Genomic DNA, 23,784 nt, shown 5'->3' on the forward strand with positions numbered 1-23,784 from the left:
AAAGCAGGAGTATTCTCCAGCCCATATTCAACTATTAGTATAAAAGTTCGTAGATTTCCATCGCAATGAGGTCGATGCTATCAAATGTATATGTTTCACGAGCTTCAACGTCACGAAGTGTAAAGAGTGGTCCGTTTTCTTCGTCGTGGTTAAAAGCAACCTCTGCGACAACAACTCCTTCGCGCTCAAAGTTACGTTTCAAGTTACCACCATCTTTAGTCATTGCTTCTAAGCGATTGATGATTCTAACCAAATGTGATTCCATTTTGATTCTCCTCCATTTCTTATCTTTACTATTTTACCATAAACAGACTCTACTTGACTAGAAAAAAACTAAGATTTCTCGCTATTTCTCTCGTCTTTGAAAATTTATTGAAAATATTAGGAGAAAATGTTGAATTTTTATGCAAAATATGTTATCCTTATACAAGTTTTAAGTTTAAATATTAAAAACAGAAAGTAGAGTATCCATGAATTTTTCTTTTTTACCGAAATACTTGCCATATTTTAACTATGGTGCCGTTGTAACAATTATCATATCTATCTTGGTGGTCTTCTTGGGAACAATTCTAGGAGTACTGTTGGCCTTTGCACAACGTTCAAAAATTAAACCACTTGCCTGGTTTGCTAATCTATATATCTGGGTCTTCCGTGGGACTCCGATGATGGTGCAGATTATGATTGCCTTTGCCCTGATGCATATTAGTGCTCCAACGATTCAAATTGGGATTTTAGATGTTGATCTTACTCGTTTGATCCCAGGGATTATCATTATCTCTATGAATAGTGGTGCCTATGTATCAGAAACTGTTCGTGCTGGGATTAATGCAGTGCCAAAAGGACAATTAGAAGCAGCCTATTCACTAGGGATTCGTCCTAAAAATGCTATGCGCTATGTTATTTTGCCACAGGCTATCAAAAATATCTTGCCTTCTTTAGGAAATGAGTTTATCACTATTATCAAAGATAGCTCGCTCTTGTCAGCTATCGGGGTTATGGAGTTGTGGAATGGAGCTACTACAGTATCAACAACCACTTACCTGCCTTTAACTCCACTTCTATTCGCAGCCTTTTACTACTTAATTATGACATCTATCTTGACACTAGCCTTGAAAGCTTTTGAAAATCGTATGGGACAAGGAGATAAGAAATAATGACTGAAACGCTAATTAAAATTGAAAACCTTCATAAAAGCTTTGGAAAAAATGAAGTTTTAAAAGGGATTGATCTTGAAATTAAAAAAGGTGAAGTAGTAGTGATTATCGGACCCTCAGGTAGCGGTAAGTCAACCCTCCTTCGCTCTATGAATCTCCTCGAAGAAGCTACAAAAGGAAAGGTTATCTTTGAAGGTGTAGACATTACGGATAAGAAAAACGACCTCTTTGCTATGCGTGAAAAGATGGGAATGGTTTTCCAACAATTCAATCTCTTCCCAAATATGACAGTTATGGAAAACATTACACTTTCTCCGATTAAGACTAAGGGTGAAAGGAAGGAAGTGGCTGAAAAGAGAGCGCATGAGCTCTTGGAAAAGGTTGGTTTGCCAGATAAGGCCGATGCCTATCCACAAAGTTTGTCTGGAGGTCAGCAACAACGTATTGCTATTGCGCGTGGTCTTGCCATGGAACCAGATGTCCTACTCTTTGATGAACCGACTTCTGCCCTAGACCCAGAAATGGTAGGGGAAGTACTAGCAGTTATGCAAGAACTTGCCAAGTCAGGTATGACTATGGTCATCGTGACGCATGAGATGGGCTTTGCGCGTGAAGTGGCAGACCGCGTCATCTTTATGGCTGACGGTATTGTTGTCGAGGATGGAACTCCAGAACAAGTCTTTGAACAAACACAAGAACAAAGAACCAAGGATTTCTTGAGTAAGGTTTTGTAAAATATTGTTTATTAGAAAAGCTCCAAAGGGGCTTTTTCTTATAGTTTCAGACTATAGGGAATCTTAGGTAAGAAGTGTTAGAATGCAGAACGATTTTTTGTTATAATAGATGATATTTGTTAGAAAAGAGAAAATACATGACACAGATTATTGATGGGAAGGCTTTAGCAGCCAAGCTACAAGGACAACTGGCTGAAAAAACAGCTAAACTAAAGGAAGAGACAGGCTTGGTTCCTGGTTTGGTGGTTATTTTGGTTGGGGACAATCCTGCTAGCCAGGTTTATGTTCGTAACAAGGAACGTTCAGCTATCGCAGCGGGCTTCCAAAGTGAAGTTGTACGTGTTCCAGAGACCATTACTCAAGAGGAATTGTTGGAGTTGATTGCCAAATACAACCAAGATCCAGCTTGGCATGGGATTTTGGTCCAGCTTCCATTACCAAAACACATCAATGAAGAAGCTGTTTTACTAGCTATTGACCCTGAAAAGGATGTGGATGGTTTTCATCCGCTCAACATGGGGCGTCTCTGGTCTGGTCACCCAGTGATGATTCCTTCAACTCCTGCTGGAATTATGGAGATGTTTCATGAGTACGGAATTGAGTTAGAAGGTAAAAATGCTGTCGTCATTGGTCGTTCAAATATCGTTGGGAAACCAATGGCCCAGTTGCTCTTGGCTAAAAATGCAACTGTTACCTTGACCCACTCACGCACCCACAATCTAGCCCAAATAGCTTCTAAAGCCGATATTCTTGTAGTAGCAATCGGTCGTGCTAAGTTCGTGACTGCTGATTTTGTCAAACCTGGTGCAGTTGTCATTGATGTGGGGATGAACCGAGATGAAAATGGCAAGCTTTGTGGAGATGTTGACTATGATGCTGTTGCACCAGTCGCTAGCCATATCACACCTGTACCTGGCGGAGTAGGACCTATGACCATTACTATGCTAATGGAGCAGACCTATCAGGCTGCTTTAAGAACGCTGGATAAAGACTAAGTATACTATGAAAAATAGTTGAGATAGTAATATCTCGACTTCTTATTTGCTGTGAAAATACTTTTTTAATTGAGGCTTCTTTCTATTATTTTGTTGTATAATGAAGTAGAGGTGATTAGATGATTGTAAAAGTTTGTAATGCAGATTATAGTCTCCAGTGGGATGGAATTTATCAATTTGCTCTTGAAAACTATCCACAGATTCAAGAATGGGAATTGGAGAAGCTAGCAAAGTTTATTGCTTATGAACAGGACCATCATCGTCAGACCATTGTGGAATGTGAGAATCATGAATTAAATATACAAATTCATGATTACTTGCAAGAGCATAGCTATTTTCCTCCGTACAGGCCAAGTCATCGGCTTGTAGCTTCTACCTATGATATCCATAGGAAGTTGGTTACTTCAAATTATTGTAGTCATACTTGTACAGTTGAGGTGGCTCAGGCTATTTTTCAGATTGGAAAACTCATGTCGGCGGTAAAAGTATTTGGTAAAAGTGGGGCTGAGTTAGTTACAGATAGTCGTAATGCAGCTTCTGATCCAGCAGACTATTTTGACTATATCATGTTCGGATGGCCTAATACGACTTCAGGTTACCGACTCGCTATGGAGCGCTTGTTAGGACGGGCACCGTCTGAGGAGGAATTACAAGAAAAGTTCATTCCTGGTGTTAGTTTTCATTTTCTGTATGAAGAATTAATTCAAGCACCAGGCTATATGTTTGATGGCTATCATGTTGCGAAGGTAAGAGGTAGTTTAGATTTGGATACCTTTCTTCATTTGTGTGTTATTCCTTCAAAAGATAAGGCTTGTTTTGAAGGTTTGATTCCTTGTCAATTACAAGATAGAGTGATTTACCTAGACTATGAGGGAGAAGGGTTACAGGCTTGGAATATTAAGGTTAATCAAGTACTACATGGTAAGGATAATTTGAAGGAGTAGTGTATGAAAGTCATTGATCAAGCTCTACTAAAAAAAGTTATTATTGAGCGTCCTCGTTCTAGTCATAAGGGAGACTACGGGCGTCTTCTCTTGATTGGGGGAATGTATCCTTATGGGGGAGCCATTATTATGGCTGCCTTAGGGGCTGTTAGAAGTGGTGCAGGCTTAGTGACCGTAGCAACGGACAAGGAGAATATTCCAGCTCTACATAGCCATCTGCCGGAGGCTATGGCTTTTGGCCTTGATGATGAGCGATTACTTGAGCAACAGTTGCAGAAGGCTAACATTGTCTTGGTTGGACCTGGACTAGTGGATGATGAGCGTGGAGAACAGCTACTTCAAACAGTCTTTCATCATTTAAATCAAGAACAGACTCTCATACTGGATGGTGGTGCCCTATCTATTTTTGCTAGAATGGGAATGAAATTTCCTAAAGCCCACCTTGTTTTAACTCCACATCAAAGGGAATGGCAAGTCTTGTCAGGCTTAGATTTGACTTCTCAAGGAGCTGAGGAAACAAGAGAGGCTTTGAAGAGTTTCCCTTCAGGAACGATTCTAGTCCAAAAAGGTCCTGCGACTCGAATCTGGCAAGCTGGTCAAGCTGATTTTTATCAGTTAGAGGTTGGAGGTCCCTATCAGGCGACTGGGGGTATGGGGGATACTCTGGCTGGGGTGATTGCTGGCTTTGCAGGCCAATTCCCACAAGTTAGTCTCTATGAAAGAGTGACAGTAGCGACCTATCTGCACTCAGCAATTGCTCAAGAACTAGCTGATGTCAACTATGTAGTCTTGCCGACCATGATTAGTCAACATATTCCTGCATTCATGAAGAAAATACAAAAAGACACCTGAAAAACTCGGGTGTCTTTTGACTATTAGAAGAGGCCTTTGACCTTATCAACAAGACCGTCAAGTCCTTCTGATCCTGAAACCAAAGCTTGAGCTTGGCTAAGGTAGTCCCCTAGTTGATCCTTGTTTTCTTCGACAAATGTTTTTGCTGCAGAAAAATCTTTTTTCTCAACGAGTTCTTTTACTTGATTAAACAAATCTAATGGGTTCATGAGTTCCCTCCTTTTCTACAATTCTATTCAATCATTTTTGTTCAAATCTTGCAAGAAACTTGACTCTTCAATTAAAGTTCATGGGTGTCAAATGATGTAAATTTTGATATAATTTTTAGTGATGAATTTTAGAAATAATCGGTACGTGGTTGTAGATTTAGAAGCAACAAGTACCGGAAGCAAGGCAAAAATCATCCAAGTGGGAATTGTAGTTATTGAAGATGGTGAGATTGTTGACCAATATGCCACTGATGTCAATCCGCATGAACACTTGGATTCTCATATCAAAGAATTAACGGGTTTGACTGATAAGCGTTTAGCAAAGGCACCAGAGTTTTCCCAGGTAGCTGGAAAGATTTTTGAGTTGGTCAAAGACGGTATTTTTGTTGCGCACAATGTTCAGTTCGATGCCAATTTGTTGGCAGAATTCCTATTTTTGGAAGGTTATGAATTGCGCACCCCACGTATCGATACGGTTGAGTTGGCTCAAGTATTTTATCCTCAACTTGAAAAGTATAATCTTGGAATTCTCTGCCAAGAGTTGGGAATTCCCTTGGAGCAAGCACATACAGCCCTTTCTGACGCCCAAGCAACTGCAGAACTCTTTCTTTGTATGAGGCAAAAGATGTTTCGGCTTCCAAAAGGTTTGTTGGAACGCTTATTAAGTCTGTCTGATAGTTTATTGTACGAATCATACATGGTCATCGAGGAAGTTTATCAGAAGCAGTCTCTCTTAGTTGAACATGACTTGGTAGAGGTGCAAGGTCTATTTTTAAGAAAAGAAAAATCAGCCCTTTCTCCACGAAAACTATCTAAAGATTTCCAAACCAATATTGCCTTGTTGGGGTTGGAGGAGAGAAACTTGCAGGAACGCTTCGCCCAAAAGGTACACGAATTTTTAAAAGGGGAAGACATTTCTTTTATTCAGGCTCAAACGGGAATCGGAAAAACTTATGGCTATCTCTTGCCAGCCTTGTCTCTTGAGAATGAAAGTGGGATCCTACTTAGTGTTCCAACTAAAATCCTTCAAAATCAAGTGATGCAAGAGGAAGCAAAAAGACTCGAGGAGATTTTTCATATCTCTATTCACAGTCTCAAAGGACCACAGAATTACTTGAAGTTAGATGCCTTTCATGCAGCACTAGAGGAAGAAGAGTCCAATCGTTTGTATACGCGTTTCAAGATGCAACTCCTAGTTTGGCTGACTGAAACGGAAACTGGAGACTTAGACGAAATTGGTCAACTTTATCGCTTTCAGCAATTTTTACCAAACTTGGTGCATGATGGAAATCTTCACAAAGATTCTCTCTTTTGGTTAGAGGATTTTTGGAGACGTGGTCAGGAAAAAGCGCGATCTTGTAAGTTGCTAGTGACCAATCATGCTTACCTCGTTACTCGACTTGAAGATGATCCGAGTCTTCTGGAGGGACGTCTCTTGATTTTGGATGAAGCCCAGAAAATCTTGTTGACCTTGGAAAATCTTTCTCGAAAATCTTATTTGCTTACAGATTTGCTAGAACAATTAGACCAAGCTCTATCTACAGAAGAAGGCATGCTTGAAAGACGCTTGCTAGAGAGTATTCGTTTTGAACTTTCTTATCTGCTGGAGCAGTTTCTATCTGGTAAACGTAAGATGTGCCCAGCTAGTAGCATTGATAAGCTCCGACAGGATTTTTCAGAGTTGAATCTTATAGAATTTAAAGATTATCAGAGATTTTTCTCGTCTGAAGGAGAATTTTGGTTATCAGTTTCCGAACTCTCTAGTAAAAAAATCGAGATTACTTCTAGTCGCGATCAGCGTTTGCTATTTTCTCAGATATTTCCAGAATCCTGCCAGCTTCTCGGAATCTCTGCAACCCTAGAAATTAGTAGCAGAGTTTCTTTGCCAGAATTGTTAGGATTCCCGCAAGCAACCATTTATTACCTAGATGAACAGTTTCAGGAAAATCAGGAAATTTTGTTGGTGAATGATTTTCCATTGGTGACTGAAGTTTCGCTTGAGGAGTATGCACAAGCAGTTGTGGAAGTTCTAGAAGATTTGTCCTACCTTGAAGAACCCATTCTAGTCTTATTTACTGCAAAAGATTTATTGTTGCAGGTATCTGATACTTTAAGAATTCCCCATTTAGCCCAATATAAGCATGGGGAACCAGCTCAATTGAAAAAACGCTTTGAAAAAGGAGAGCGTGAGCTCTTACTTGGAGCAGGGAGTTTCTGGGAAGGTGTCGATTTTTCCAGACATCCTCGGGTGATTGAAGTGGTGACACGTTTGCCTTTCCAAAATCCAGAGGATCCATTTGCCAAAAAGATGAATCAAGAACTCCGTCTTGAAGGGAAAAATCCTTTTTATGATTACCAACTTCCTATGGCGATTATTCGTCTCAAGCAAGCGATAGGTAGGACCATGCGCCGAGTTGGTCAACGCTCCGCAGTTTTGATTTTAGACAGCCGTATGTCAAGTAAACGATATGGCAAACAAATCAGCAAGGCCTTGTCTCGCACTAGTCGAGTAAGGAACATTAGCCGAGAGCAAGTATTTGTCAACGTTCAAGATTTTTTAAAGAAACAATGAAATGAATACCAGAAAGAATGAAGGAGGCCGTTATGAAACGTTCATTCGACTCTAGGGTCGATTATAGTTTAATATTACCAGTGTTTTGTTTATTGGTAATTGGAGTTGTAGCGATTTATATAGCAGTTAGTCATGATTACCCAAAAAATGTTTGGCCTATACTTGGACAACAACTGGCATGGATAGCCCTAGGGATTATCTTCAGTTTTGTAGTCATGTTTTTTAACACAAAATTTTTATGGCAGTCCACCCCCTATCTATATGGTCTTGGTCTAGCCTTGATGGTCTTACCCTTGATCTTCTATAATCCAAGTTTGGTAGCTGCAACAGGTGCAAAAAACTGGGTATCAATCGGTGGTTATACGCTTTTTCAACCTTCCGAATTCATGAAGATATCTTACATCTTGATGCTGGCTTATGTGATTGTAACCTTCACTAAAAAATACAAGGACAAAGCACGGACCATCGGTTTAGATTTCCTTTTGATTCTTTGGATGATCGTTTTCACGATTCCAGTTTTAGTGTTACTAGCCTTACAAAGTGACCTTGGAACGGCAATGGTTTTTGTTGCGATCTTTGCAGGTCTTGTCTTGTTGTCAGGTGTTTCTTGGAAGATTATCATTCCAGTCTTTGTAACAGTTGTGTCAGCCATTACAGGATTTTTAGCCATCTTCATTACAAAGGATGGGCGTGCCTTTCTGCACCAACTTGGTATGCCGACTTATCAGATTAACCGTATCTTGGCTTGGCTCAATCCCTTTGATTATGCTCAAACAACTACCTATCAACAGGCACAAGGTCAAATTGCCATCGGTAGTGGTGGAGTATTTGGTCAAGGCTTTAACGTGTCCAATCTCCTCATTCCAGTCCGTGAGAGTGACATGATCTTCACAGTTATCGCTGAAGATTTTGGTTTTATTGGTTCAGTAGTAGTGATTGCACTCTATCTGCTCCTCATCTATCGCATGTTAAAGATTACTCTCAAATCTAACAATCAATTTTACACCTATATCTCAACTGGATTTATCATGATGCTCTTGTTTCACATCTTTGAGAATATCGGTGCGGTAACAGGACTCCTTCCTCTAACAGGGATCCCTTTGCCTTTTATTTCCCAAGGGGGATCAGCCATTATCAGTAATCTCATCGGTGTTGGTCTTCTTTTATCGATGAGCTACCAAACACACCTAGCTGATGAAAAGAGTGGTCGAACAAAATTTAAACGTAAAAAGGTTGTCCTAAAAAAAGTAAAATAAGGAGGTCACTATGCCTAAAGTTGCAGTTATCCTAGCGAATGGTTTTGAAGAAATCGAAGCCCTGACAGTCGTAGACGTCTTGCGTCGTGCAAATATTACCTGTCATATGGTCGGATTTGATGAAAAAGTGACAGGTTCACATGCTATTCAAGTTCAAGCTGATCGTGTATTTAACGGTGATTTATCTGATTATGACATGATTGTCCTTCCAGGAGGCATGCCTGGTTCTGCCCACTTGCGGGACAATGAGTCGCTAATCTCTGAACTCCAAAAATTTAATCAAGGTGGGAAAAAGCTAGCAGCCATCTGTGCAGCACCAATTGCTTTAAATCGGGCAGGCCTACTTGAAGGAAAAAACTTCACCTGCTACGATGGTGTTCAAGAACAAATTGCTGACGGTCACTACCATAAAGAAACAGTCGTTGTAGATGGCAATATCATTACGAGCCGTGGTCCAGCAACAGCTTTGGCTTTTGCCTATCACTTAGTTGATACGCTTGGCGGAGATGCGGAATCTCTGAGAAATGGGATGCTCTATACAGACGTATTTGAAAAATAATAAGGAAACTGAGAAGGATCTTTCTTACTTGAGAAGATTCTTCTCTTTTTTAATGTCAAAAACAAGCTAAACGTCGCTTTTTTCGTAAAAAAATGCTATAATGAAGGGTATGAAATATCACGATTACATCTGGGATCTAGGTGGTACTCTGCTTGATAATTATGAAACTTCTACAGCAGCTTTTGTAGAAACCTTAGCAGAGTTTGGAATTGAGCAGGAGCACGACAGTGTCTACGAAGCTTTGAAGGTTTCGACTGCCTTCGCCACCGAAAAGTATGCTCCAGGTATTGAAAACTTTCTTGAGAAATATAAGGAAAATGAAGCCCGTGAGCTTGAACACTCAGTATTGTTTGATGGGATTCCTGCGCTCTTGGAAAAGATTTCAGACCAAGGTGGCCGTAATTTCTTGGTTTCTCATCGAAATGATCAAGTGTTGGAGATTCTTTCAAAAACAAAGATAGCACCATACTTTACAGAAGTAGTGACAGCTAGTTCAGGATTTAAACGTAAACCAAATCCTGAATCGATGATTTATTTGCGTGATAAGTATCATATAACATCAGGGCTGGTTATTGGTGACCGTGCTATTGATGTAGAGGCAGGACATGCTGCAGGCTTAGATGCCTATCTCTTTGAGAACGTTGTAGCGTTAAAACAAGCAATAGACATGTAAGAAAAAGGGGAAACATGACAGAAGATATTAAAAACCAACAGGCACAAGATTATGATGCCAGTCAAATTCAAGTTTTGGAAGGTCTGGAAGCCGTTCGTATGCGTCCAGGTATGTACATCGGTTCAACTTCGAAAGAGGGTCTTCACCACCTAGTCTGGGAAATCGTAGATAACTCTATCGACGAAGCCTTGGCTGGATTCGCTAGTCATATCGAAGTTTTTATTGAGCCAGATGATTCAATTACAGTTATTGACGATGGGCGTGGTATCCCTGTTGATATCCAAGAAAAAACAGGTCGTCCTGCAGTTGAAACAGTCTTTACCGTTCTTCACGCAGGAGGTAAATTCGGCGGTGGCGGATACAAGGTATCTGGTGGTCTCCACGGTGTAGGTTCATCCGTTGTAAATGCTCTTTCAACTCAGTTGGATGTTCGCGTTCACAAAAACGGAAAAATTCATTACCAAGAATACCGTCGTGGTCATGTTGTGGCTGACCTAGAGGTGATTGGAGAAACAGATAAAACAGGAACAATCGTTCACTTTACTCCAGACCCAGAAATTTTCACAGAGACAACAACATTTGACTTTGATAAATTAAATAAACGGATTCAAGAGTTAGCCTTCTTGAATCGTGGACTTCAAATCTCTATCACTGACAAACGTGAAGGACTTGAGCAGACCAAGCATTATCACTACGAAGGTGGGATTGCGAGCTACGTTGAGTACATCAACGAAAACAAGGATGTTATCTTTGATACGCCAATCTATACAGATGGTGAAATGGATGATATCACAGTTGAAGTCGCGATGCAGTACACAACTGGTTACCATGAAAATGTCATGAGTTTCGCTAATAATATTCATACCCATGAAGGTGGAACACATGAGCAAGGTTTCCGTACAGCCCTAACTCGTGTTATTAATGACTATGCTCGTAAAAATAAACTTCTAAAAGATAACGAAGATAATCTAACTGGGGAAGATGTCCGTGAAGGATTGACAGCGGTTATCTCTGTGAAGCATCCAAACCCTCAGTTTGAAGGACAAACTAAGACCAAACTTGGAAATAGTGAAGTTGTGAAGATTACCAATCGTCTTTTCAGCGACGCATTTTCTGATTTCCTTTTGGAAAATCCACAGATTGCTAAGCGCATCGTAGAAAAAGGTATTTTGGCTGCGAAAGCGCGTGTTGCTGCCAAGCGTGCGCGTGAAGTTACTCGTAAAAAATCTGGCTTAGAGATTTCAAATCTTCCAGGGAAACTAGCTGACTGTTCATCAAATAATCCTGCTGAAACTGAGCTTTTCATCGTCGAAGGAGACTCAGCGGGAGGTTCTGCAAAATCAGGACGTGACCGTGAATTTCAAGCTATCTTGCCTATTCGTGGGAAAATACTTAACGTTGAAAAGGCAAGCATGGATAAAATACTAGCCAATGAAGAAATACGTAGTCTTTTCACAGCTATGGGAACAGGATTTGGTGCAGAGTTTGATGTTAGCAAGGCTCGATACCAAAAACTGGTTATCATGACGGATGCCGATGTCGATGGAGCTCACATCCGTACCCTCTTGTTAACTCTGATTTATCGTTATATGAAACCTGTTTTAGAGGCGGGCTATGTTTATATCGCACAACCACCAATTTACGGTGTTAAGGTCGGCAGTGAGATTAAAGAATACATCCAACCTGGAGCAGATCAAGAAATCCGTCTACAGGAAGCTTTAGCTCGCTATAGTGAAGGACGTTCAAAACCAACCATTCAACGTTATAAAGGTCTTGGAGAAATGGATGATCATCAACTTTGGGAAACTACTATGAATCCTGAACATCGCCTCATGGCCCGCGTTTCAGTAGATGACGCTGCTGAAGCGGATAAGATTTTTGATATGCTCATGGGTGATCGAGTGGAACCACGTCGAGAATTTATTGAAGAAAACGCTGTGTACAGTACCCTTGACGTATAAAAAAATTGGGAAATAGTTCCCAAGGCTTGAAAAATATGATATAATCATTACAATTGTGTCAAGTATAAAAGGAGTTTGATATGTCAGATAATCAGTTGATTATTACCTTGATTGGAATTGCAGTTCTGCTTCTGATTGCCTTTGCAGTAGCAATTTTGCTTCGTAAACGTAATGTAAGTAGACTTGCAACATTAGAAGAAAGAAAAGAAGAACTTTATAACCTTCCTGTGAATGACGAGGTGGATGCTGTAAAAAACATGCATCTGATTGGTCAAAGTCAGATTGCTTTTAGAGAATGGAATCAGAAATGGGTAGATTTATCCCTCAACTCTTTTGCGGATATTGAGAATAACCTCTTTGAAGCTGAAGGTTACAATAGTTCATTCCGTTTTTTAAAGGCAAAACACCAGATTGATCAAATTGAAAGTCAAATCAAACTCGTTGAAGAAGATATTACGGAAATTCGTAATGCTTTGTCTGATTTGGAAAAACAAGAATCAAAAAATAGTGGACGAGTATTACATGCTCTAGATTTATTTGAAAAACTACAAAATACAGTAGCAGAAGATTCTGAAAAATATGGTCAAGCTCTTCCAGAAATTGAAAAACAATTGGAAAACATCCAATCTGAGTTTTCTCAATTTGTAACCTTGAATTCATCAGGGGATCCGGTTGAAGCAGCAGGTATTTTGGATAACGCTGAAAATCATATTCTTGCGTTGACACATATCGTTGAAAGAATTCCAGCGATTGTGACCAAACTTACTAGTGAATTGCCAGATCAGCTTGAAGATTTAGAAGCTGGTTACCGTAAACTTTTAGATGAGAATTATCATTTCTCTGAAACAGATATCGAATCTCGTCTTCAACTTCTCTATGAAGCCTTAAAAAACAATCACGAGAATATTCGCAAGTTAGAATTGGACAATGCAGAGTATGAAAATACTCAAATCCAAGAAGAAATCAATGCGCTTTATGATATTTTCACTCGTGAAATTGAAGCTCATAAAGCATTCGAGAAGTTGGTAACTACCTTACCTACCTATCTTCAACACTTGAAAGAAAACAATCAAGTTTTGGTTAAAGATATCGAACGTCTTGGAAAAACTTACTTGATTTCAGAAAGTGATGTGAATCGAGTTCGTCGCCTGCAAGCAGATATTGCAGCCTTGAACACTACAATCGAAGAATTGACAAACGACCAATCAGAAGTTTCAGAAGCATACTCAGTCTTGCAAGAACGTTTGGAAAATCTCCAATCTACTTTGAAAGATATTGAAGATGACCAAATCGGTGTCAGCGAACGTCTTGTTCAGATCGAAAAAGACGATATCAATGCTCGCCAAAAAGCAAATGTATACGTCAATCGTCTCCATACGATTAAACGCTATATGGAAAAGAGAAATCTTCCAGGAATTCCACAAAAATTCTTGAAACTCTTCTTTGATGCAAGTCATAGTACAGAAGACTTGATGGCTGAGTTGGAACAAGCGCAAGTAAATATTGAATCTGTCAATCGTATTCTTGAGATTGCAACAAATGATATGAACATGTTGGAAGAAGAAGCATACAGTATCGTTCAAAATGCAACATTGACAGAACAATTGCTTCAATATTCTAACCGTTATAGATCATTTGATGATCGTATTCAACAAGCTTTCCAAGAAGCTTTGAATATCTTCGAAACAACTTTTGATTACCAAGCATCTTTCGAAAAAATCTCTCAAGCTTTAGAAGTCGCTGAGCCAGGAGTATCCAGTCGTTTCGTTACTTCCTATGAGAAAACAAGAGAAAGTATTCGTTTCTAATCTTTAAAAGAACCCTAGAATTAGCTAGGGTTCTTTTGCTTGTCTTTTCCTATAAAAAAAGACTTTCTTCAATATTTTCATTGAAATTATAGCTCTGATTTGATATGATAAAACTATGACAAAAAAGAGATCATTTCAAAAGACAGTTAAGAAGGAAAATAATAAAAAATTAGGAATCCTTGTGTTGCTTTTGTTCTTCACAATGTTGGCGCTCGGTAGTGTGATTACATATAAAGTGCTAAGTAAACAAGTCTTTGAACAGAAAATTGAGAGCCTCAAGAAGGAAAAAGATGACGCCTACTCACAGGGGAGTCAAAAAGAGCATTTCCGCAAGGAAAAATCAGAGATTATCACCTATTATCCAATGGTTGGAGATAGTGTTATCTCCTCTGTTAAGAATGAGATTATAAAGGATATCACTGACAAGGTAGAGGGAAAGGATCAATTGATTTTTTATTACTCAGAAAAAGGGGACTCCTCTTTAACTGGAGTTGAAAATCGATTAATTAAAAAGCAGACTTTTGACATCGCAAATTCGAATGTCGTCGAATTAGAAAATACCACACTCAATCAGCTTTATCTAAAAGAGAATGGCTCCGTCTTTACACTGGATCAACTTTTCACAGATACAAGCAAAGCCAAGGAAAAATTATTCGAAGATCTTAAATCTACTCTTCAGGATAAAAAAGTAGAGCAATCGGTTGTGGATCAAATTTCAGCTGATTTCTCAGCAGCAGAATTAACAACTTGGAAATTTGCTTATAAAGATAGCCAATTGGTTCTTTATCCAGTCAAAGCAACGGCTAATGTTGAAGAAATAGCGATGCCTATTTCAGACTTCTTTGATTTTATTCAGACATCCTATCTAACAGAAAAAGATGCTGAACTCTATAAAAAAGTTCAAGCGGAAAAACATAAAAAAGTTGTAGCCTTAACCTTTGATGATGGTCCTGATGGCAATACAACACCACAAGCCTTGGATATTTTAGCTAAGTACAAAATAAAAGCAACCTTCTTTGTACAAGGAAAGAATATTGCAGGCAATGAGTCAATCCTTAAACGTATGCAGTCTGAAGGCCATGAAGTTGGAAACCATAGTTGGAATCATCCAATTTTAACAAAACTGTCATTGGAAGATGCCAAGCAACAGCTCACGGATACAGAAGATGCTATTACAAAAGTTCTTGGGAAAAGCTCTAAATTGATGCGTCCACCGTATGGTGCCATTTCAGATGATATCCGCAACAGCCTGGATTTAAGCTTTATTATGTGGGATGTCGATAGTTTGGACTGGAAGAGCAAGAATGAAGCTGCTATTTTAACTGAGATTCAACGTCAGACGACTGATGGTTCTATTATCCTCATGCATGATATTCATCAGACGTCGGTAAATTCACTACCAAGGGTTATCGAGTATTTGCAAGGACAAGGCTATAGCTTTGTGACTGTATCAGAACTACTCAATATAGGTTTGAAACCACATGGTATTTATTATTCTCGTAACTAATAGTTGGAGTAAATTAAAATAATATAAAAAAAGATTATTTTTATCTTGACAAGTAGGGGAAAACTTGATATCATATACAAGATGAGAAAAGCAGAAGTGAGAACTTCTCGCCTTGCGACTAACGTTGTCTGGCCCCTACAGATCAAGTTTCAGAAATGAAATATAATCATGTAGTGCGGATTTGCGTTAGCAAGTCCGCTCTTGTTTTTCTCTAAACTAAAAAAAGAGGTGAAAACCATAGCAAAGCAAGACTTATTCATCAATGATGAAATTCGTGTACGCGAAGTTCGCTTAATCGGTCTTGAAGGTGAGCAATTGGGTATCAAACCACTAAGCGAAGCGCAAGCACTTGCGGATGAAGCTAACGTGGACTTGGTTCTCATTCAGCCTCAAGCTAAACCTCCTGTTGCGAAAATTATGGACTACGGTAAGTTCAAATTTGAGTACCAGAAGAAGCAAAAAGAACAACGCAAGAAACAAAGTGTTGTGACCGTGAAAGAAGTTCGTTTGAGCCCAGTTATCGACAAGGGTGACTTCGAAACTAAACTTCGCAATGCTCGCAAGTTCCTTGAAAAAGGGAACAAAGTGAAGGTTTCCATTCGATTTAAGGGTCGTATGATTACCCATAAAGAGATTGGTGCAAAAGTTTTAGCCGACTTCGCTGAAGCAACTCAAGATATTGCAATCATCGAACAGCGTGCTAAAATGGATGGTCGTCAAATGTTCATGCAGTTGGCGCCAGCAACTGACAAAAAATAATTGTCAGAAAGTTAAATAAAGGAGAAAAAATCATGCCAAAACAAAAAACACACCGCGCATCAGCTAAACGTTTCAAACGTACAGGTTCTGGTGGACTTAAACGTTTCCGTGCTTATACATCTCACCGTTTCCACGGAAAAACTAAAAAACAACGTCGTCATCTTCGTAAAGCATCTATGGTGCATGCAGGAGATTTCAAACGTATCAAAGCAATGCTTACTCGCTTGAAATAATCGCGTATTTGTAAGTAAACAATTCTAGGAAATATTTGGAGGAAATATAAATGGCACGTGTTAAAGGTGGCGTTGTATCACGCAAACGTCGTAAACGTATTCTTAAATTAGCTAAAGGTTACTATGGAGCTAAACACATCTTGTTCCGTACTGCAAAAGAACAAGTAATGAACTCTTACTACTATGCATACCGTGACCGTCGTCAAAAGAAACGTGACTTCCGCAAATTGTGGATCACACGTATCAATGCGGCAGCTCGTATGAACGGACTTTCATACTCACAATTGATGCATGGTTTGAAATTGGCTGAGATCGAAGTTAACCGTAAAATGCTTGCTGACTTGGCTGTTAACGATGCAGCAGCTTTCACAGCTCTTGCAGATGCAGCTAAAGCAAAACTTGGTAAATAATTATTCATAAGACTGGTGCAAATTTGTCCCAGTCTTTTTTAAACAAAGGAGAAAAATATGGCTTCAAAAATGTTACATACTTGCTTGCGAGTAGAAAATCTTGAAAAATCAATTGCTTTTTACCAAGATGCTTTTGGATTTAAGGAATTACGTCGCAAGGATTTTCCAGACTATGCTTTTACGATTGTTTATCTAGGTCTTGACGGTGATGATTATGAATTGGAGTTGACTTACAACTATGATCATGGGCCTTATGTTGTGGGTGACGGCTTTGCTCACATCGCTCTAAGTACACCTGACCTTGAAGCTCTTCACAAAGAACATAGCGAAAAAGGTTATGAAGTAACGGAACCTAAAGGACTTCCAGGTACTCAACCAAACTATTACTTTATCAAAGATCCAGATGGATACAAGGTAGAAGTGATTCGTGAAAAATAATAAAAACTCCTCATTTGTCAAATTGAGTTAGACAATTTCACCTGACTCAGAAAAACTTGATACGGAGTAGTGTAGGTCATTTATGTTAGTTTCTTTCAGACAAATGTGAGCGTTTGTCTGAGACTAACATAGATGGCTTTTTTCTATCTAGCTTAATGTGACAAATTGGGCTATAATAAAGGTAATTAAACAAATTAGTGGGAGAAAAAAATGTCAGACCAAAATCCAAATGTAGAGCTAAACAAAGAAGAAGATAAACTAATTGTAGAAAATAATTCGGTGGAAGATATGAAGAATGGTCCAAAAGCAGTCAAGAAACCCTCGGCTCTTCTATCTTTCTCATTTTATTTGGCGCTTACCTATATTCTTCTATTTATATCTCTTGCTTTAGTTGCTGGTCCATGGGGAATTGTATTCTTGATTTTTCTAGGTCCTAATTTAATTGCTTACGCTATAGCAACTGTCTTAACACAGATAGGAATCAAGAAAGTAAATAGAAATTTCTTGTATGCGAGTGCAGGATTTTATTTGCTTTCAGGACTTTTAGCATTCGACCCGGATTGGCAGATTTTTAGGATTTTTCCTTTTCTCTCCCTAGTTCTAGTTTTAATCGGTATATTTTTAACGAAAGATACAAGTAATTAAATTAAAAAAGCTAGGCGCAACTCTTCTTTGAACTTATTTCATATCATAAAACCATAGCCTTTAAGGCTGTGATTTTTTAGTTTGATAAGAACAAAAGTATCTGTTTTTCTATTTTTTAAATGGTATAATAGAGAAAGAATAAGGGAGGTGAGAAAGAATGATTGCCCAACTGGATACAAAAACTGTCTATAGTTTTATGGAGAGCATGGTTTCAATTAAGAGATATGTCTGCCAAGGGAAGGAATATGGCTATTCATCACTTGGAATCATGGATGAAGACAATCTCTACGGGGCCTATTACTTTATCAAAGAATGCCATAAACAGGAGATCCAGCCTTTATTAGGTCTTGAAATGACTGTTCATCATAAAGACGAATGGATCAATCTACGTTTTCTAGCCCTGTCAAACAGTGGTTATCAAAACCTGATGAAGTTGTCGTCTTTAAAGATGACAGGTAAAAAAGAATGGACTGATTTTTCTTCTTACCTAGAGGATATTTGTGTTATTGTTCCCTATTATCCTGAAATTGCTGGTTTAGATTTAGGGCATGACTACTATATCGGAGTGTATCCAGATACACCTCAATCCAATTTTTCTCACCCCATTCTCCCTCTTTATCGTGTTAACTCTTTCGGATCTGATGATTTAGAAGCTCTACAGATGCTTAAAGCGATTAAAGAGAATGTGACCTTGATAGAGGTTGATGTTCAATCTCAACAGGGCTTGTTTTTGCCTGCTGACCGTTTAGAACAGGTTTTTGTAGAGAAGTTTCCACAAGCACTCGAAAACCTAGCAAGATTGACCAAGGGGACTTTCTACGAGATTGATAGTAGTCTCAAGCTTCCTCGTTTTAATCCGGAGAGACCAGCTGTTGAGGAACTTCGGGAAAGAGCTATCAAGGGCTTGGAGCAAAAAGGTTTGCTAGATTCAGTCTATCAGGAACGTTTAGAAGAAGAACTATCTGTGATTCATGATATGGGATTCGATGACTATTTCTTGGTTGTCTGGGACCTCTTACGTTTTGGCCGTTCTCAAGGTTATTATATGGGGATGGGACGCGGCTCCGCAGTTGGAAGTTTAGTAGCTTACGCCTTAGATATTACTGGAATTGATCCTGTAGCTAAGAACCTCATCTTTGAGCGTTTCTTGAATCGTGAACGTTACACCATGCCAGATATCGATATTGATATCCCAGATATCTATCGCCCTGAGTTTATTCGTTATGTTCGTGATCGTTATGGTAGTATCCATGCTGCGCAGATTGTCACTTACTCTACCTTTGGAGCCAAGCAAGCCATCCGAGATATTTTTAAACGGTATGGTGTCCCTGAGTATGAATTGACGGCCATTACGAAAAAAATAGGCTCTAAGGATACTCTTACGACAGCTTATGAAGGCAATCTAGGTTTTAGACAACTTATTCAGAGTAAGATCGAGTACCAAAAGGCTTTCTCTATTGCCAAAAAGATTGAAGGTTATCCACGACAGACTTCTATCCATGCAGCTGGTGTCGTTATCAGTGATAAAAATCTAACAGATTATATTCCTCTCAAGTATGGAGAGGATATGCTGATTACCCAGTATGATGCCCATGGAGTTGAAGGAAATGGCTTGCTCAAGATGGATTTCTTGGGCCTTCGAAACCTAACCTTCGCTCAAAAAATGCAGGAGCTCTTATATGAAACTCAAGGTATTTCACTAAGAATTGAGGATATTGATCTTCAAGATAAGGAAACCTTAGCCCTCTTTGCTACAGGTAAGACCAAGGGAATCTTTCAGTTTGAACAACCTGGGGCCATACGATTATTGAAACGCGTGAAACCACAAAATTTTGAAGAAGTAGTGGCAACGACTTCCCTCAACAGGCCAGGTGCAAGTGACTATATCGATAACTTTGTGGCCAGAAAACATGGCAAAGAAAAAGTTACAGTACTTGACCCTATACTAGAAGATATTTTAGCTCCGACCTATGGCATCATGCTTTACCAAGAACAGGTGATGCAAGTAGCTCAACGCTATGCAGGTTTCAGTCTTGGAAAAGCCGATATCTTGCGTCGTGCTATGGGAAAAAAGAATGCGGCTGAAATGCACCGAATGGAAGAAAGTTTCATCCAAGGGGCCCTTGAAAAAGGGCATGGACAAAAACAGGCTCAAGAAGTTTTTGCTGTAATGGAAAAATTTGCCGGTTATGGATTTAACCGTTCGCATGCATATGCATATGCAGCTTTAGCCTTTCAGCTTGCCTACTTTAAAACACATTTTCCAGCAATCTTTTATCAGGTCATGCTCAATTATGCTAGCGGAGATTATATTCTAGATGCGCTTGAAATGGGATTTGAACTAGCTCCGCTTTCTATCAACACGGTTCCATATCAAGATAAGCTAGCAGATAAGACAATCCATCTAGGACTCAAGAGTATCAAGGGAATGCCTCGTGATTTTGCCTACTGGATTATAGAGAATCGTCCTTTTAGTAGTGTTGAAGATTTTATCACACGCTTACCCAAAAATTATCAGAAGCTTAGCCTCCTAACTCCTTTAGTAGAAGTTGGCCTCTTTGATGGATTTGATAAAAATCGGCAAAAGATTTTAGCCAATCTACCAACTCTATTTATTTTTGTAGAAGAATTAGGTAGCCTCTTTGCGGATTCTAGCTATAGTTGGACAGAAACAGAGGACATTTCAAATATTGAAAAATTCCAAAAAGAGCAGGATTGGTTAGGTGTTGGAATTAGCCAACATCCATTGCTGGTTTTAGCGAAGAATCCTTTGTATCCAATTGCGAGTTTATCTGAGCTTTCCGAGGGACAGACAGCTACAGTGCTTGTTGAGGTTCAATCTATCCGGGTGATTCGAACTAAAAAAGGTGAAAATATGGCTTTTTTGAAAGTAAGTGATAGTAAAACAAATCTGGAAGTTACTGTTTTTTCTGATCAGTATCGCCAATTTAAAAATCTCTTACATGAAGGAAGATTTTACTACCTAAATGGAAAAGTACAGGCAAGAGATGGTCGCCTTCAATTAGTGTTAAATAATCTAAAAGAAGCAGTGAGTGAACGTTTTTGGATTCAAGTTGCTAATCATAACCATGATTCTGAAATTTATCATATTTTAGAGCAATACAAGGGACAAATTCCTGTTGTCATTCGCTATGAGGATGAACAAAAAAATGTCCTTTTGCCAGGTTATTTTGTAACAAAAGACGCAAGCTTACAAGAATCTTTAAATCAAATCACAATGAAAACGATTTATCGTTAAAAATCAATGAAAATAAAAGAATTTTAACTTTAAATATGGTATAATCAGTTAGAATGTTAAAAGAAAAAGGAGCAAAACCAAATGAAACGTATTGCTGTTTTGACTAGTGGTGGAGACGCCCCTGGTATGAATGCTGCTATCCGTGCAGTTGTTCGTCAAGCAATCTCAGAAGGAATGGAAGTATTTGGTATCTATGATGGATATGCTGGTATGGTTGCTGGTGAGATTTATCCACTTGATGCTGCTTCAGTGGGAGACATCATTTCACGTGGTGGTACTTTCCTTCACTCTGCTCGTTACCCTGAGTTTGCACAGCTTGAAGGTCAACTTAAAGGGATTGAGCAGTTGAAAAAACATGGTATCGAAGGTGTCGTAGTTATCGGTGGTGATGGTTCTTATCATGGAGCTATGCGCTTGACTGAGCATGGATTCCCTGCTATTGGACTTCCAGGTACAATCGATAACGATATCGTAGGTACTGACTTCACAATCGGATTTGATACTGCAGTTACGACTGCAATGGACGCGATTGATAAGATTCGTGATACATCATCAAGTCACCGTCGTACTTTCGTAGTTGAAGTAATGGGACGTAACGCTGGAGATATCGCTCTTTGGGCAGGTATCGCAACTGGTGCTGACGAAATCATCATCCCTGAAGAAGGCTTCAAATTTGAAGATATCGTAGCAAGCATCAAAGCTGGTTATGAACACGGTAAAAAACACAACATTATCGTTTTGGCAGAAGGTGTTATGTCAGCGGCTGAATTTGGTCAAAAACTAAAAGAAGCTGGAGATACAAGTGACCTTCGTGTAACAGAACTTGGTCACATCCAACGTGGTGGTTCACCAACTGCTCGTGACCGTGTATTGGCGTCACGTATGGGAGCACACGCTGTTAAACTTCTTAAACAAGGAATCGGTGGTGTCGCTGTTGGTATTCGCAATGAGAAAATGGTTGAAAATCCAATTCTTGGAACTGCAGAAGAAGGAGCTTTGTTTAGCCTAACAGCTGATGGTAAGATCGTTGTTAATAACCCTCACAAAGCTGACCTTGAACTATCTGACTTGAATAAGAGCTTGTCATAATCAACTTTAACTAATCTGGTAAAATGACCATAAAAGGTCGAATTATATAAAGGAGTCACAAAAATCATGAACAAACGTGTAAAAATCGTTGCAACTTTGGGTCCTGCGGTAGAAATCCGTGGTGGTAAAAAATTCGGTGATGACGGATACTGGGGTGAAAAACTTGACGTTGAAGCTTCAGCTAAAAACATTGCTCAATTGATTGAAGCAGGAGCTAACACTTTCCGTTTCAACTTCTCACACGGTGACCACCAAGAACAAGGTGACCGTATGGCAACTGTTAAACTTGCAGAAAAACTTGCAGGTAAAAAAGTTGGTTTCCTTCTTGACACTAAAGGTCCAGAAATCCGTACTGAATTGTTCGAAGGTGAAGCTAAAGAGTACTCATACAAAACTGGTGAAAAAATCCGTGTTGCAACTAAACAAGGTATCAAATCAACTCGTGAAGTGATTGCATTGAACGTTGCTGGTGCTCTTGATATCTATGATGACGTTGAAGTTGGTCGCCAAGTATTGGTTGACGATGGTAAGCTTGGTCTTCGCGTTGTAGAAAAAGACGACGCAAATCGTGAATTCATCGTTGAAGTTGAAAACGACGGTGTTATCGCTAAACAAAAAGGTGTAAACATCCCTAACACTAAAATTCCTTTCCCAGCTCTTGCTGAACGCGATAACGCTGATATCCGCTTCGGTCTTGAACAAGGTATCAACTTCATCGCGATCTCATTCGTTCGTACTGCAAAAGACGTTAACGAAGTTCGTGCTATCTGTGAAGAAACTGGTAACGGTCACGTTCAATTGTTCGCTAAGATCGAAAACCAACAAGGTATCGATAACTTGGACGAAATCATTGAAGCTGCTGACGGTATCATGATTGCTCGTGGTGACATGGGTATCGAAGTACCATTCGAAATGGTTCCAGTTTACCAAAAAATGATCATCACTAAAGTTAACGCTGCTGGTAAAGTTGTTATCACTGCAACAAACATGCTTGAAACAATGACTGAAAAACCACGTGCGACTCGTTCAGAAGTATCAGACGTATTTAACGCTGTTATCGACGGAACTGACGCTACAATGCTTTCAGGTGAGTCTGCAAACGGTAAATACCCACTTGAGTCTGTTCGTACAATGGCTACAATCGACAAGAACGCTCAAACTCTTCTTAACGAATACGGACGTTTGAACTCAGATACATTTGAACGTAACTCTAAGACAGAAGTTATGGCATCAGCAGTTAAAGATGCAGCAAACTCAATGGATATCAAATTGGTTGTTACATTGACTAAGACTGGTCACACAGCACGTTTGATCTCTAAATACCGTCCAAATGCTGACATTTTGGCAATTACTTTCGATGAATTGACTGAACGTGGATTGATGTTGAACTGGGGTGTTATTCCAGTAACTACTGAACGTCCTTCAAACACTGATGATATGTTTGAACTTGCTGAAAAAATTGCTGTTGAACAAGGTTTGGTTCAATCTGGTGACGATATCATCATCGTAGCTGGTGTGCCACTTGGAGAAGCAGTTCGTACAAACACAATGCGTATCCGTACTGTACGTTAATCAAAAAATGAAAACCTATCACATCAAGCTTTCGAGCTTGGGTGATAGGCTTTTTTTGTTATTGGAATTAAAAATGATTTTTTAAAAAATAAAAAGCTTTCTGGAAAACCAGAAAGCATGAGAGGCATCTCCATGTGAGAAACCGGTTCACACAA

General features: G+C 39.3%; 22 protein-coding genes and 1 other annotated feature. Of the genes, 20 read left to right on the top strand and 2 right to left on the bottom strand.

Features of this window, described 5'->3' with window-relative positions; all coding sequences use genetic code 11:
- Positions 1-34: 34 nt before the first annotated feature.
- Positions 35-265, bottom strand: coding sequence for a DUF1797 family protein (locus TZ94_RS07010; protein WP_004253825.1), 231 nt, complete (start codon positions 263-265; stop codon positions 35-37).
- Positions 266-470: 205 nt separating this feature from the next.
- On the opposite strand from TZ94_RS07010, the gene TZ94_RS07015 reads away from it, so the two are divergent.
- From TZ94_RS07015 to TZ94_RS07035, 5 genes are all read left to right on the top strand, one after another.
- On the top strand, positions 471-1,154 hold the full coding sequence (locus TZ94_RS07015) for an amino acid ABC transporter permease (RefSeq protein ID WP_045615436.1): 684 nt from the start codon (positions 471-473) through the stop codon (positions 1,152-1,154).
- Entirely contained in the window at positions 1,154-1,888 is a 735-nt protein-coding gene (locus TZ94_RS07020) for an amino acid ABC transporter ATP-binding protein (protein WP_045615440.1), read from the top strand. The genes TZ94_RS07015 and TZ94_RS07020 overlap by 1 nt, the downstream gene beginning before the upstream one ends.
- 137 nt (positions 1,889-2,025) lie before the next feature.
- Positions 2,026-2,883 (top strand): bifunctional methylenetetrahydrofolate dehydrogenase/methenyltetrahydrofolate cyclohydrolase, encoded by an 858-nt coding sequence (locus tag TZ94_RS07025; RefSeq protein ID WP_045615442.1) that lies wholly within the window; start codon positions 2,026-2,028, stop codon positions 2,881-2,883.
- 119 nt (positions 2,884-3,002) lie between these two features.
- Positions 3,003-3,827, top strand: a complete 825-nt coding sequence (locus TZ94_RS07030) for a hypothetical protein (RefSeq protein ID WP_045615445.1) — start codon at positions 3,003-3,005, stop codon at positions 3,825-3,827.
- Positions 3,828-3,830: 3 nt separating this feature from the next.
- Positions 3,831-4,679, top strand: a complete 849-nt coding sequence (locus tag TZ94_RS07035; RefSeq protein ID WP_045615448.1) for an NAD(P)H-hydrate dehydratase — start codon at positions 3,831-3,833, stop codon at positions 4,677-4,679.
- Between the two features lie 23 nt (positions 4,680-4,702).
- Here the strand turns inward: TZ94_RS07035 and TZ94_RS07040 are convergent, their stop codons facing one another.
- Positions 4,703-4,888: a hypothetical protein gene (locus tag TZ94_RS07040; RefSeq protein WP_006149832.1), complete on the bottom strand. Its 186-nt coding sequence runs from the start codon at positions 4,886-4,888 to the stop codon at positions 4,703-4,705.
- Between the two features lie 121 nt (positions 4,889-5,009).
- Here TZ94_RS07040 and TZ94_RS07045 point away from each other — a divergent pair, with 121 nt between their 5' ends.
- The 15 genes from TZ94_RS07045 to pyk all read left to right on the top strand — a co-directional run bounded on the left by TZ94_RS07045 (position 5,010) and on the right by pyk (position 23,629).
- A complete protein-coding gene (locus tag TZ94_RS07045) occupies positions 5,010-7,460 on the top strand; it encodes a bifunctional DnaQ family exonuclease/ATP-dependent helicase (RefSeq protein ID WP_045615451.1) in 2,451 nt (816 codons plus the stop codon).
- Between the two features lie 32 nt (positions 7,461-7,492).
- Complete coding sequence (locus TZ94_RS07050; protein ID WP_045615456.1) at positions 7,493-8,716, top strand: FtsW/RodA/SpoVE family cell cycle protein; 1,224 nt, start codon at positions 7,493-7,495, stop codon at positions 8,714-8,716.
- Between the two features lie 10 nt (positions 8,717-8,726).
- Positions 8,727-9,275 carry a DJ-1 family glyoxalase III gene (locus TZ94_RS07055; protein ID WP_045615462.1) on the top strand — a complete coding sequence of 183 codons (549 nt, stop codon included), beginning with the start codon at positions 8,727-8,729 and terminating at the stop codon, positions 9,273-9,275.
- 109 nt (positions 9,276-9,384) lie between these two features.
- The gene (locus tag TZ94_RS07060) at positions 9,385-9,948 is read left to right on the top strand and encodes an HAD family hydrolase (RefSeq protein ID WP_045615576.1); all 564 of its coding nucleotides are present in this window, start codon (positions 9,385-9,387) and stop codon (positions 9,946-9,948) included.
- A 14-nt stretch (positions 9,949-9,962) separates the two neighbouring features.
- Positions 9,963-11,909 carry a DNA topoisomerase (ATP-hydrolyzing) subunit B gene (gene gyrB / locus TZ94_RS07065; protein ID WP_045615466.1) on the top strand — a complete coding sequence of 649 codons (1,947 nt, stop codon included), beginning with the start codon at positions 9,963-9,965 and terminating at the stop codon, positions 11,907-11,909.
- Between the two features lie 80 nt (positions 11,910-11,989).
- Positions 11,990-13,717, top strand: coding sequence for a septation ring formation regulator EzrA (gene ezrA / locus TZ94_RS07070; RefSeq protein WP_045615468.1), 1,728 nt, complete (start codon positions 11,990-11,992; stop codon positions 13,715-13,717).
- Between the two features lie 115 nt (positions 13,718-13,832).
- Complete coding sequence (gene pgdA, locus TZ94_RS07075) at positions 13,833-15,224, top strand: peptidoglycan-N-acetylglucosamine deacetylase PgdA (protein WP_045615471.1); 1,392 nt, start codon at positions 13,833-13,835, stop codon at positions 15,222-15,224.
- Positions 15,225-15,306: 82 nt separating this feature from the next.
- Positions 15,307-15,437 (top strand) — a sequence feature (ribosomal protein L20 leader region).
- Positions 15,438-15,452: 15 nt separating this feature from the next.
- Positions 15,453-15,983 (top strand): translation initiation factor IF-3, encoded by a 531-nt coding sequence (gene infC / locus TZ94_RS07080; RefSeq protein ID WP_006149857.1) that lies wholly within the window; start codon positions 15,453-15,455, stop codon positions 15,981-15,983.
- 32 nt (positions 15,984-16,015) lie between these two features.
- A complete protein-coding gene (rpmI, locus tag TZ94_RS07085) occupies positions 16,016-16,216 on the top strand; it encodes a 50S ribosomal protein L35 (RefSeq protein WP_003003453.1) in 201 nt (66 codons plus the stop codon).
- 50 nt (positions 16,217-16,266) lie between these two features.
- Positions 16,267-16,626: a 50S ribosomal protein L20 gene (gene rplT / locus TZ94_RS07090; RefSeq protein ID WP_000124834.1), complete on the top strand. Its 360-nt coding sequence runs from the start codon at positions 16,267-16,269 to the stop codon at positions 16,624-16,626.
- A gap of 57 nt (positions 16,627-16,683) precedes the next feature.
- Positions 16,684-17,064 carry a lactoylglutathione lyase gene (gene gloA, locus TZ94_RS07095; RefSeq protein WP_045615477.1) on the top strand — a complete coding sequence of 127 codons (381 nt, stop codon included), beginning with the start codon at positions 16,684-16,686 and terminating at the stop codon, positions 17,062-17,064.
- 210 nt (positions 17,065-17,274) lie between these two features.
- Entirely contained in the window at positions 17,275-17,709 is a 435-nt protein-coding gene (locus TZ94_RS07100; RefSeq protein ID WP_045615478.1) for a hypothetical protein, read from the top strand.
- 157 nt (positions 17,710-17,866) lie between these two features.
- Positions 17,867-20,968: a DNA polymerase III subunit alpha gene (locus TZ94_RS07105; RefSeq protein ID WP_045615479.1), complete on the top strand. Its 3,102-nt coding sequence runs from the start codon at positions 17,867-17,869 to the stop codon at positions 20,966-20,968.
- An 81-nt stretch (positions 20,969-21,049) separates the two neighbouring features.
- A complete protein-coding gene (gene pfkA / locus TZ94_RS07110) occupies positions 21,050-22,057 on the top strand; it encodes a 6-phosphofructokinase (RefSeq protein WP_000820878.1) in 1,008 nt (335 codons plus the stop codon).
- A 66-nt stretch (positions 22,058-22,123) separates the two neighbouring features.
- Entirely contained in the window at positions 22,124-23,629 is a 1,506-nt protein-coding gene (gene pyk / locus TZ94_RS07115; protein ID WP_045615481.1) for a pyruvate kinase, read from the top strand.
- The last annotated feature ends 155 nt before the right edge of the window (positions 23,630-23,784 follow it).

The organism is Streptococcus infantis (genome assembly GCF_000960085.1).
GTDB lineage: Bacteria > Bacillota > Bacilli > Lactobacillales > Streptococcaceae > Streptococcus > Streptococcus infantis_C.

Excerpts from the sequence above, each read along its gene's own strand:
- TZ94_RS07025 (WP_045615442.1), top strand. The coding sequence starts at position 2,026 with ATGACACAGATTATTGATGGGAAGGCTTTAGCAGCCAAGCTACAAGGA.
- TZ94_RS07035 (WP_045615448.1), top strand. The coding sequence starts at position 3,831 with ATGAAAGTCATTGATCAAGCTCTACTAAAAAAAGTTATTATTGAGCGT.
- TZ94_RS07020 (WP_045615440.1), top strand. The coding sequence starts at position 1,154 with ATGACTGAAACGCTAATTAAAATTGAAAACCTTCATAAAAGCTTTGGA.
- TZ94_RS07100 (WP_045615478.1), top strand. The coding sequence starts at position 17,275 with ATGTCAGACCAAAATCCAAATGTAGAGCTAAACAAAGAAGAAGATAAA.
- pfkA (WP_000820878.1), top strand. The coding sequence starts at position 21,050 with ATGAAACGTATTGCTGTTTTGACTAGTGGTGGAGACGCCCCTGGTATG.
- rpmI (WP_003003453.1), top strand. The coding sequence starts at position 16,016 with ATGCCAAAACAAAAAACACACCGCGCATCAGCTAAACGTTTCAAACGT.
- TZ94_RS07055 (WP_045615462.1), top strand. The coding sequence starts at position 8,727 with ATGCCTAAAGTTGCAGTTATCCTAGCGAATGGTTTTGAAGAAATCGAA.
- TZ94_RS07050 (WP_045615456.1), top strand. The coding sequence starts at position 7,493 with ATGAAACGTTCATTCGACTCTAGGGTCGATTATAGTTTAATATTACCA.
- gloA (WP_045615477.1), top strand. The coding sequence starts at position 16,684 with ATGGCTTCAAAAATGTTACATACTTGCTTGCGAGTAGAAAATCTTGAA.
- TZ94_RS07015 (WP_045615436.1), top strand. The coding sequence starts at position 471 with ATGAATTTTTCTTTTTTACCGAAATACTTGCCATATTTTAACTATGGT.
- rplT (WP_000124834.1), top strand. The coding sequence starts at position 16,267 with ATGGCACGTGTTAAAGGTGGCGTTGTATCACGCAAACGTCGTAAACGT.
- gyrB (WP_045615466.1), top strand. The coding sequence starts at position 9,963 with ATGACAGAAGATATTAAAAACCAACAGGCACAAGATTATGATGCCAGT.
- TZ94_RS07045 (WP_045615451.1), top strand. The coding sequence starts at position 5,010 with ATGAATTTTAGAAATAATCGGTACGTGGTTGTAGATTTAGAAGCAACA.
- TZ94_RS07010 (WP_004253825.1), bottom strand. The coding sequence starts at position 265 with ATGGAATCACATTTGGTTAGAATCATCAATCGCTTAGAAGCAATGACT.
- ezrA (WP_045615468.1), top strand. The coding sequence starts at position 11,990 with ATGTCAGATAATCAGTTGATTATTACCTTGATTGGAATTGCAGTTCTG.
- TZ94_RS07060 (WP_045615576.1), top strand. The coding sequence starts at position 9,385 with ATGAAATATCACGATTACATCTGGGATCTAGGTGGTACTCTGCTTGAT.
- pyk (WP_045615481.1), top strand. The coding sequence starts at position 22,124 with ATGAACAAACGTGTAAAAATCGTTGCAACTTTGGGTCCTGCGGTAGAA.
- TZ94_RS07040 (WP_006149832.1), bottom strand. The coding sequence starts at position 4,888 with ATGAACCCATTAGATTTGTTTAATCAAGTAAAAGAACTCGTTGAGAAA.
- pgdA (WP_045615471.1), top strand. The coding sequence starts at position 13,833 with ATGACAAAAAAGAGATCATTTCAAAAGACAGTTAAGAAGGAAAATAAT.
- TZ94_RS07105 (WP_045615479.1), top strand. The coding sequence starts at position 17,867 with ATGATTGCCCAACTGGATACAAAAACTGTCTATAGTTTTATGGAGAGC.
- TZ94_RS07030 (WP_045615445.1), top strand. The coding sequence starts at position 3,003 with ATGATTGTAAAAGTTTGTAATGCAGATTATAGTCTCCAGTGGGATGGA.